The following is a 10,252-nucleotide window of genomic DNA, read 5'->3' on the forward strand; positions in this document are numbered from 1 at the left end:
CATGGCAGCAAAAGAATTAATTTTTAATAACGATATGCGTGTAAAAATGGCTAATGGTGTAAATACCTTAGCTAATGCTGTACGTTTAACTTTAGGACCTAAAGGTCGTAACGTAGTGATTGAGCGTAAATTTGGTGCTCCATTAATCACTAAAGACGGTGTGTCTGTAGCACGTGAAATCGAATTAAAAGACAAATTCGAAAACATGGGTGCACAATTAGTGAAAAAAGTTGCCCAAGATGCTAATGATTTAGCTGGTGATGGTACAACTACTGCTACGGTTCTTGCGCAAGCGTTCATTAAAGAAGGTTTAAAAGTAGTAAACGCTGGTTTAAACCCAATGGATGTAAAACGTGGTATTGATAAAGTAGTTAACGCAACTGTTACTAATTTAAAAGCTTTAGCAACTCCTGCTTCTGATAACCGTTCAATCCAACAAGTAGCAACTATTTCTGCAAACAATGATGAAGAAGTAGGGGCATTAATTGCACAAGCAATGGCTAAAGTTGGTAATAACGGGGTTATTACTATCGAAGATGGTACTGGCTTTAAAGATGAGTTAGTAGTAGTTGAAGGTATGCAATTTGACCGCGGTTACTTAAGTCCATACTTTGTAAACCGTGCGGATAATGCAACAGCAGAGTTTGAATCTCCATACTTACTATTAGTTGATGGTAAACTTTCAAGCTTACGTGAAATCTTAGGTGTACTAGAAGCCGTTAATAAACAATCTAAACCTTTAGTGATTATTGCTGAAGATTTTGATGCTGAAGTATTATCAGGCTTAGTACTTAACTCTGCACGTGGTATCTTAAAAGTAGTTGCGGTTAAAGCACCTGGTTTTGGTGACCGTCGTAAAGCAATGTTACAAGATTTAGGGGTATTAACTAATGCCACTGTAATCGAAGAGCAATTAGGTATCGATTTATCTAAAGCTGGGGTAGAAGTATTAGGTAGCGCTAAACGTGTAGTAGTGTCTAAAGACTCTACAACTATTATTGATGGTGCTGGTGCTCCAGAAGCTATTGCCCAACGTGTAGCTGCAATTAAACACGAATTATCATTAACAACTTCAGAATACGACATCGAAAAATTAAACGAGCGTGTAGCTAAACTTTCTGGTGGTGTTGCCGTAATTAAAGTTGGTGGCGCTACGGAAGTAGAAATGAAAGAGAAAAAAGATCGTTTCGAAGATGCTTTAAGTGCAACTCGCGCGGCAGTTGAAGAAGGTGTTGTACCTGGTGGTGGTGTAGCTCTAATCCGTTCAGCAGCTAACGTAAAAGTTGAAGCTGAAAACGACGATCAAGCTGCTGGTATTCGCCTAGCATTAAAAGTAATGCAAGCTCCTTTAAGACAAATCGTTGAAAACTGTGGTTTAGAAGCTTCTGTAATTATTGATAAAGTTGCACAAGGTGAGAAAAATTTTGGTTTTAACGGTCGTACCGAAACTTACGGTGACATGTTAGAAATGGGTATTCTTGATCCAGCTAAAGTTACACGTGTAGCTTTAGAAAAAGCAGCTTCAATTGCCACTTTAATGCTTACTACTGAATGCATGATCGTAGAAGAAGATGAGCCTGAAGTAGCAACTCCAGCAGGTATGGGTGCTGGCTACATGTAAGCCTAATCTTAAACGAGTATTCTTTGAGTTATAGCAATCGAGCTAATAACTATAAAATAGTAAATCCCCTGAGCTTTATGTTCAGGGGATTTTACGTGGGTGCATTATGCAACTTTACGCAACTTTACGGAAGTATAAGTCCCATACTCCATGTCCTAAACGGTGTCCACGTTGTTCAAATTTGGTTAGGGGACGAATGTCTGGACGAGGGATATAAGTATTATTTTCTGAGGTATTTTCTAGGCTTGGGGTATTAGTTAATACTTCAAGCATTTGTTCAGCATAGTTTTCCCAATCTGTTGCCATGTGTACAAAGCCATTAGGAGCTAGAGCTTTAGTAACTAATGCCATAAACTCTGGATTTACAATACGACGTTTATGGTGACGTGCTTTATGCCATGGATCTGGGAAAAATAGTTGTAATCCATGGAGGCTATTTGGAGTTAGGCTTTGCAGGATTTCAATTGCATCATGACAAGCTACTTTAATATTAGTTAGCTGTTCTTGCGCAATTAATTTTAAGGCATTACCTACGCCTGGAGTATGTACTTCAATACCTAAATAGTTTAAATGTGGATTCTCTTTAGCCATTTGCACTAAAGAAGTCCCCATACCAAAACCAATTTCAATTACTACTGGTTGTTGCTTTGGAAAAATACTGTCTAAATCTAAAGTTTGTCCAGGTTGTGGACAAGTTACGCCATAAAGAGGGAACAACTCACTTAGAGCTTGCTCTTGGCTTGCCGTAATACGTCCAGTACGTAACACAAACGACTTAATACGACGTTTATTACCCTCATTGGCAAAATCATGAGATACAGTAAATTTTACTGAAGTATCTTTGTTATCTGTCATAAATAATCTGTAGGATCTAAAGTTTCTTGAGCTATATTTTACACAAAATCAGTAGGTTATAGCAAAGTTTTTAATGAGAAAAACCACTAGCTAAGCTAGTGGTTTAAAATTGTTTTACTTTCACAGAAATCAGCAAATCGCGATCAATAATTCGGGAATCAATTAAAGATAAGCTGTAAATTATTAGCAGTAACCCATAAGCAGTAAATTAACTAATTTACAAAATAAAGGTTAGCAATCATAACTAGTTTACAAAGCAAAGGCTAGCAATCACAACTAGTTTGCAATATAAAAGTTAGTAATTACCCCTAGCTATTGCTTGGTGATGAAGAGTTATTTTCTTCATCTTTTGTCTTATCTTGAGTTGCTGAATTTGCAGCTAAAGTTTGTTGGTTGTTTTGTGCTTGAGCATTGTTCGAAGTAGTAACTTCACTTGTACTTGCAGGGTCTGTAGATGAGTTTGCAGAGTTATTAGCTTCGTTATTTGTTTTAGCGTTTTTATATTCGCGATTGTTGCGACGACGTTTAGGTTTACGTTTCTCGAGTTCTTCTCTAATGGTTTTATGATTTAAGGCTTGAGTTTCTTCGCGTTGCTGTAACTCAAAGTACAGTTGCGAATTTAAGTACCAAGCATTAGCTACAGCTTTAATAAGCGTACATAAAGGAATAGCTAAGAACACTCCAACAATACCCCAAATTTGTCCAAAGAAGATAACAGCAACGATTACTGTTATTGGACGGATATTATTGGTTTTAGAGTAAAGATAAGGAACGAGGATATTACCATTAAAAATTTGTAATACGCCGTGAATTACCATTAACGTCCAGAAAGTCGAACTAAATTGGAATTGGAAAAAGCACACTAGTACAAAAGGAATCGTTGCAATTACCACCCCTAAATAAGGAATAATAACCGAAATACCAATTAGTGCTGAAAGAATTAAGTTGTACTTTAAGCCAAAGAACATAAAGCCAATAAAACTAAGGGCTGTCATAATAATCGTTTCGATTACTTTACCGCGCACATAGTTATCCAATTGGGACATAAATTCTTTAAATACTCCATTGGCTAGTTCTGAACTTTGAGGTAAGAAGCGTTTTACACTTTCTTTTAGTGGACCATAGTCAACAAGCATTAAGAATGCCATAAATGGCACTAAGAAAATGTTAACTCCTACGTACATTACATTTTGTAATACCGCGAGGATATTATCAATACGAATATCCATATTAGACTGGATATATTGATTGAGGTTCTCGTAAACCGAGTAGAGCGTTGCCTTATCTAAATAAGGTAAATGATATTGCTCAAGGCTTAAAAGTTTAGTTTTAAGGAGGTTAATAATACTTGGTGCTTCCACAATTAAAGTATTTAATTGTTTAATCAAGATTGGCGCTACGCCAATAATTAACCAACCTAAAACACAAATTAATCCCCCAAAGACAAGAATTAAAGCATAGAGACGTTTAAAACCTTTACGCATTAACCATCGAATTGGGAAATTAAGGATGTAGGCTAAACCGAGAGCTAAGAATACGGGCGCTAGGATTCCCCCAAAAAAGTACAACACTAAACCACATACTGCCAGAATGAGGATGAGTGCGACGATCTGCGGGTTATTAAAGTTGCGCGTTATCAGATCTTTCCAAGATGACATGTAAGATATTCTCAGGGAAATTAATAGGTTAGATGTATCAATATAACTTGCAAATTCACTATAAAAATTTAAGCAAAAGATATATCTGTGTATTGCTAAGTTATAAGGGTAATTTTTTAAATGGCAACTAAAAAACTACGAATCTTTGCGTATAAAAAACAAATTTTGCCTTATGGGCATTATATAACAGCAATTTAAGAGTGCATAATCTTTTTATGAAGTGAATTGGAGTTTACCAAGGATAGCTTGGCAAACTCCAAGTGAGAGGTTAACAATCATAAGTTAATGATTGTTTATTAGTATACTAGCTCGATTTGAGCTTTTAGATTATGCTTGTTCATCAAATAGCCAATGAGCTAAATCTACTGCTGGTTCAAGTTCAGAAATTACACTTGAACGACGATATGCTTTTTGTCTAAGAGCTGAACCACGAGCTTGTTCTTTTTGTTTTTTACGCAGTAAACGACGTTTTACAGTTGGACTTAGTTTAGGTTTTGCGCTTTTGTTTTTATCAGTTTTTGCGCTATTCATCTGGTCAACAGTTATATCGCTAACAGTTGTACTATTAACTATTTTATTGTTAACAGCTTTAGTGTTAACTATTTTATCGTTAACTATTTTATCTTTAATAGCGTTTTCGTTAATAGTTTGATTACTAGTAGCTTGACTCTTTATAAGAGGCGCAATTTTAGCTTTAGGTTTAAACTTACGTCGAGGTTCTGTACTTAAAGTAGTAAGAGCTGTATTAGTGGTTACATTAGTATTACCATTAAAACTATTATTAAAACTATTATTAGTACTATTATTAGTACTATTATTAGTACTATTATTAGTACTATTATTAGTACTATTATTAGTACTATTATTAGTACTACCATTAGCACTATCGTAATAATTACTATTAGCACTACTATCGTAAGAGTTATGCGAATTTTTTAGCTCTTGATTATTTAAGGTTTTACTTTGAGTTTTAGAACCTTTTGCTCCTTGAACGGTTAGGGTTTTAGATTTATGATTATGTTTAGTTTGAGGTTTTGAGCGTTTACCAGCTTTATTACCTTTGGGGTTAATTTCTGGTAAAGGAATGCCTAAACTAGTTAAACGTTCAAGATTATAAGGCTGAGTAGCTAATAATTGAGGGTTTAAACCTTGAGCTCTAGTTTTACTATTATGATAATCAACAAAACCAACTAACAGATTTTGGGCACTAGTTTGACTCTGCGAATTTGCTTGTTCAATAATTGGAGCTATCGCATTTTCATGCTTAAAATCTTCATCAGTAAACAGGCTGTTCTCTACTGAATCTGGAGAAACAATTTCTTCATCAAAGTCTGGAGTAACTTGTTGGGTCTGTAGTAATGCTTGTTGCTGTAAAAGCTTGCGCTGTTGGTTAATACTTTGTTCTATTTCGGCGGCAATTTGTTGTTTATTTTTTATCAGATAAGAATATTCAACTTCATTGTCTTCTGGATTATCAAATGCATATTTTGCTAACACTTGCGCTGCAGTTTCGCCACTATCATCAAGACCTTGTAATAGCTTGAGCATTTCTTGCTTATTCGGGACAGAAAGCTGTGCATCTTCAAAGAAGTAATCAGCATCAAAACCTTCTTCTGGTAATGAATATTTATGATTCATTACTGCAAGTTTTGCTCGTTCTAAGAGAATTTCTAGAAGTTGACTATCATCATCTAAACAAGGTTTAGGTGGGGTAATATTCAGAACTCCTTGTTCCTCTTGAGCTTGTATAGCAGCTGTTTTGTTTTTAGCAGCTAAGCTAGAAGTAGTATTTACTTGCGTTAGGGTGCTTTGTCCAGTTTGACTAGCTGTTGTAGCAAGTTTTGCTTTTTTATTCTTAGTAGCTAGTTCTTGTTGATCTTTAGCAGTAAGACTCTGTTGTTCTTTGCTAGCAGCAAGATGTTGTTTGTCCTTACTAACAACCAGCTCTGGTTGGTTTTGTTTAGCAGCAAGTTCTGTTCGGTTTTTACTAACAGACTGCTGATTTTCTAAACCTTGGTGCTCACTATTTACAGCAAGAGCGTGTTTTTTTTGACCTTGCTCTTGTTCCGTTTCTTCCCAAAGAAACGCAAATCCTTCATTACCTACAAGCGAAGTTGAAGGTAGTGAACTTTCCGTAGTAAACAGATCATTTTTACCAAGGCTATCTTGTAAGGAGTTTGCCTGTTTTTCTTGGCTACGTTTGCTTTTTGCAAGTTTAGCGTTAGCAGCATCAATCTCGATCCATTTTTCATCAAAGACAAGCTCTGAAGTAAAGCCTTGTAATGCTGATTTCGAAATAGCGTCTCGACGGTGGATAATGTTTTGTCCAGAGAACGAACTAAATACTAAAAGATCAAAATTTCTTTCTAAAAAGCGTTTAGTAATGCTTTGAGGATCACGTTGATATAACGTACAATAACGCATAATGTTATAGGACGTTAGATCAACATCTAGAGTTTCTTGGTTTTTATGTTTAGTAATTAATTGTTGTACTAAATAATCTAGTACTTCGGATTTTAAGCTAATGCCTTGTTGTTTAACTCGGTGAGCAATAAATAGTTGTAACTGTCCGTGTGTATAATCAGCAAGATTAAATTTACGGAACTCGGCATAGCGTGAATGTAAATCTGGATAATAACAAGTCTGTTGGGCAATATCTACCCATGAACCAAGAATAACTAATCCCTCAAAGAACGTACTAGCTGTTAAGAGATCGCGTAGACCTACTTCCCAGTCTGGATTACCAGCAACTAAATGCGCATTATTGAGGATAATTAAACGTTTTTCGAAGAAATTAATAAGTTCAGTTGGTTCGGTCGTGGTCATGAACGTTTGAAAATCTAAATACGCAAAATCATTTACATTTTGCGGAAAACGTTGTTTGGCTACATCTAAACAAGCTTTACAAAGTTGAGTAACTAAGGCTTGTTCAGAACCAATTAAAGCAATAAAATTCGGATCGTCAGCACTAATAACTTTATCTAAATAATCAATTACTGAAGCATTAGGACCAGTAAGAAACTCACTAAAGTCATAGTGTGCAGAATAACTAAATTTTAAATTTAAACCAATAGGTCGTAATAATTGAGCCATATGGATAATCTTATATAGGTGCGTAAACTAAAGATCTAAAGCTAGAGTTTACTCCTTAAAGGTAGACTTTAAGGCGCCAAAATAACCGCAGTTAGCTGGCTAGAGGCACAAATGAATAGCACTTATAGTTAGAAAAATTTACTTAGGTTCATGAATAACAAGAAATTTTTAACTATAAACTGAAAGTGAAAACTAAGAATGTAGATTTAGTTATCGTATATCCTATATTATAAAGGTTATTAGCGATAAACTGGTAATTTTGTCATTAATTTACTTAAAATACAATCCATTATATTAAAATAGAAAAGGTAATTTACAACTTAAGATAATAGTGACTAAAGTCAGCTAGTTAGTAGAGATATAGTTTGCTGTTACTACAGTGATGCGTAATACTTACTTCTTTTATTATATGGATTTATTTTGGAGAGATACCTCGGCTTAAAAAGCTTACAGAAAGAGGAAAGAAGATGATTTTGTTGTTTTTATTGGGTTACTTAGTATTTAGTGCCTGTTTTTTGTATTTAGTGTTTTTTCGAGGTAAAAAGCGCCGTAAACAATTAATCCAAGCACGGTTGCGCCAAAGATTTGCTCGGGTAGAAGCGACTTATCAGAGTACAAGTTTAAAAGCCAGAGCTAATTCTTCATGGACACAATTCGACAGTAACAAACATAAAGATACTTTTAGTAATGAGCAACTATCTTTATCAGAGCAAAAGTATAACAAAGAGCGTAGACCTTATCTCGAGCAAAAATCTTATGAAGAGCAGAAATCACTAGTAAATAATAGATATAGAGATAAGTTTGTCCAAAATCTGAAATCAGAAACCTCTATTAGTACGAAACGTTTAGCTAAGACTAAACGTCGATCAGCTTTAGAACGTGAAATAGATTATCTTGAACGACAAGAACAAGTGATATTAGCAAAACAGACCGCTACTCAAAATACTTTATGTAAGTCAAGTAATGAAGATGACTAAAGCAACTTAAGCAACCACAACAATCAAACAAACAACTACATCTATAAAAGAGATACCTCACATAATAAAAGTTACAAAAACAAAAAAACACGACTACAGCAACTCGTAATGTTGTTGTAAAAAAGAGATGTCTGTTTATTTCTTCTCTTTTAGTTCTTATTTAATGTTAATAACTTAAGGATAATATATGACAGTTAAAGGGTTAGAGCATTTATTAACCGTAGGGCAAGATTTTCCAGCATTTAGCCTAGAAGCTAATGATGGTAAAACTTATACTAATCACACATTTAAGCAAATGTACTTAGTATACTTTTATCCCCGTGCTATGACTCCAGGTTGTACAGCACAAGCTTGTAGTTTAGAGCAAGCTGTAAGCACAGGCTTAACGTTACCTATTTTAGGTGTTAGTCCTGATACAGTTGATAAACAAAGTAAATTTGCTGCTAAATATAATTTAACTTTCCCATTGTTAGCAGATACAGAATTATCTCTAGCTAAAGCTTGTGGAGTATGGGGACCAAAGACCTTTATGGGAATTACTAAAGAGGGTTTACACCGTATTGCCTTTTTAGTAAGTACTGAAGGTAAAATTCTTGAAGTGTTTACCAAAATTAAAACTAAAGAATTTGCGACACAAGTAAATGAAGTTTTAGCAAAATTAGATAAATAATAAATCGATAATAAGATAATACTTATGGGTTGTATAGCTATAAACGGCAAAAGTCCAGAATTCTAAACACTTATTTAGAATTCTGGACTTTGCGTATCTAGAAATTACAAAATAGTAGTTTCTACTGTTATTATTTAGTAGTATTACCAAAACGTGCACGATTCTCGTAAGCAGGATGGGCTTTAAAACGAGTAGCCGGACGAATTAATTGTTGTGCCGCGAAGCTATTGTACTCTTCCATTAATTCCACATTAAGAGTGAAAAACTGCCAACGACCTTCTTTGCGAGATAAAAGGATATTTGCATGACGTAACACTTTAATGTGTTGTGACATAGTTGGTTGAGAGATATTAAAAACTTCAAGTAATCTTTGTGCACATTGCTCACCGTTTTGTGCGATTTGCGCTACGATTTTTAAACGGTTTTCATTTGAAAGAGCGGCACTGATATCACTATATTGATTTAAATCCATTAGCCTTAAACCTTTAAAATTTCTATACATATTGCCATTGTTAGTTTTCTAAACTATTCCCTCATGGCAATATATACTGCTTGTTATACTTTTAACCTTACCTGTTTTCTATACCTTATTTAACCAAGCTATAGTCAACCTCATATTACATAGCAAGGTTAAGTGTCTAGAACTAGGAGCATTGCTCAAAGTTTAGGTATTTAAGGTATATGAACATAAGGTTCACTCAAAATAAAGTTTAATTGACGAACAACATTAATTGTCCATCTATACTCTTGAACTATCGATGGCAAATTAATAAATGTTGTTATATAGGGGTATGTGCTTAATTTGCAACTACTTAAGGTTTGTCACTAATGACCATGTATTAATGTTAATCATTCAAGACTAACTCTTAAGTAATACGAATTGTTCTTTGAAAAGTTTGCGGTAAAAAATTATAAAAAGCAAAATATTGAAGTATAGATATATTTATTTTAACTCAAAAACTAAGCCATAGGTGATGAAAATTAATCCTATTCTTTTCAGATGCTTACCAATTTCATCACAGTATTTCTGCATATTAATGACTTTATCATTGCTTTAACTTATTCATTACTTATCATTGCTAGTTGCTAGTAATTTCTCTCTGTATTAAGGTATATAACAGCTAGGATGATAGCAGCTAGTATAGTTATCAGTTTAAAATTGGTTTAGTTATTTATATACTTCCCTTAAGTTTAAACGAAGTGTATTGTAGAGTTCTAAATATAATCTTTTATCCTAAACTAGTTAATTTGCCGAGAAAATTCTATCTAAAATTAAATTTAGACATGTGAATTTTAACTAAGGTCAATTAACTAATATAGTTATAGCTATGAAACTTATTTTTTAAAGTTTTTAATTTAAGATTTTTACAACTTTTTG

The 10,252-nt window shown here is 34.1% G+C and carries 7 protein-coding genes; 3 read left to right on the forward strand and 4 right to left on the reverse strand.

Annotated elements, in window-relative coordinates:
* Position 1: 1 nt before the first annotated feature.
* Complete coding sequence (gene groL, locus CKF58_RS01090; RefSeq protein WP_119530145.1) at positions 2-1,621, forward strand: chaperonin GroEL; 1,620 nt, start codon at positions 2-4, stop codon at positions 1,619-1,621.
* Positions 1,622-1,735: 114 nt separating this feature from the next.
* On the opposite strand, the gene trmB is transcribed toward groL, so the two are convergent.
* The 3 genes from trmB to CKF58_RS08335 form a co-directional block, all read right to left on the reverse strand.
* Positions 1,736-2,476: a tRNA (guanosine(46)-N7)-methyltransferase TrmB gene (trmB, locus tag CKF58_RS01095; RefSeq protein ID WP_119530146.1), complete on the reverse strand. Its 741-nt coding sequence runs from the start codon at positions 2,474-2,476 to the stop codon at positions 1,736-1,738.
* 308 nt (positions 2,477-2,784) lie between these two features.
* On the reverse strand, positions 2,785-4,134 hold the full coding sequence (locus CKF58_RS01100) for an AI-2E family transporter (RefSeq protein ID WP_119530147.1): 1,350 nt from the start codon (positions 4,132-4,134) through the stop codon (positions 2,785-2,787).
* Positions 4,135-4,461: 327 nt separating this feature from the next.
* Positions 4,462-7,227: a hypothetical protein gene (locus tag CKF58_RS08335; protein WP_222987640.1), complete on the reverse strand. Its 2,766-nt coding sequence runs from the start codon at positions 7,225-7,227 to the stop codon at positions 4,462-4,464.
* Between the two features lie 467 nt (positions 7,228-7,694).
* Here CKF58_RS08335 and CKF58_RS01110 point away from each other — a divergent pair, with 467 nt between their 5' ends.
* On the forward strand, positions 7,695-8,204 hold the full coding sequence (locus CKF58_RS01110) for a hypothetical protein (protein ID WP_147397181.1): 510 nt from the start codon (positions 7,695-7,697) through the stop codon (positions 8,202-8,204).
* A gap of 187 nt (positions 8,205-8,391) precedes the next feature.
* Entirely contained in the window at positions 8,392-8,874 is a 483-nt protein-coding gene (bcp, locus tag CKF58_RS01115) for a thioredoxin-dependent thiol peroxidase (protein ID WP_119530149.1), read from the forward strand.
* 130 nt (positions 8,875-9,004) lie between these two features.
* Here the strand turns inward: bcp and CKF58_RS01120 are convergent, their stop codons facing one another.
* Complete coding sequence (locus CKF58_RS01120) at positions 9,005-9,346, reverse strand: ArsR/SmtB family transcription factor (RefSeq protein WP_222987641.1); 342 nt, start codon at positions 9,344-9,346, stop codon at positions 9,005-9,007.
* Positions 9,347-10,252: the final 906 nt, after the last annotated feature.

This window comes from Psittacicella hinzii (assembly GCF_003585935.1).
Taxonomy (GTDB): Bacteria; Pseudomonadota; Gammaproteobacteria; order Enterobacterales; family Psittacicellaceae; genus Psittacicella; species Psittacicella hinzii.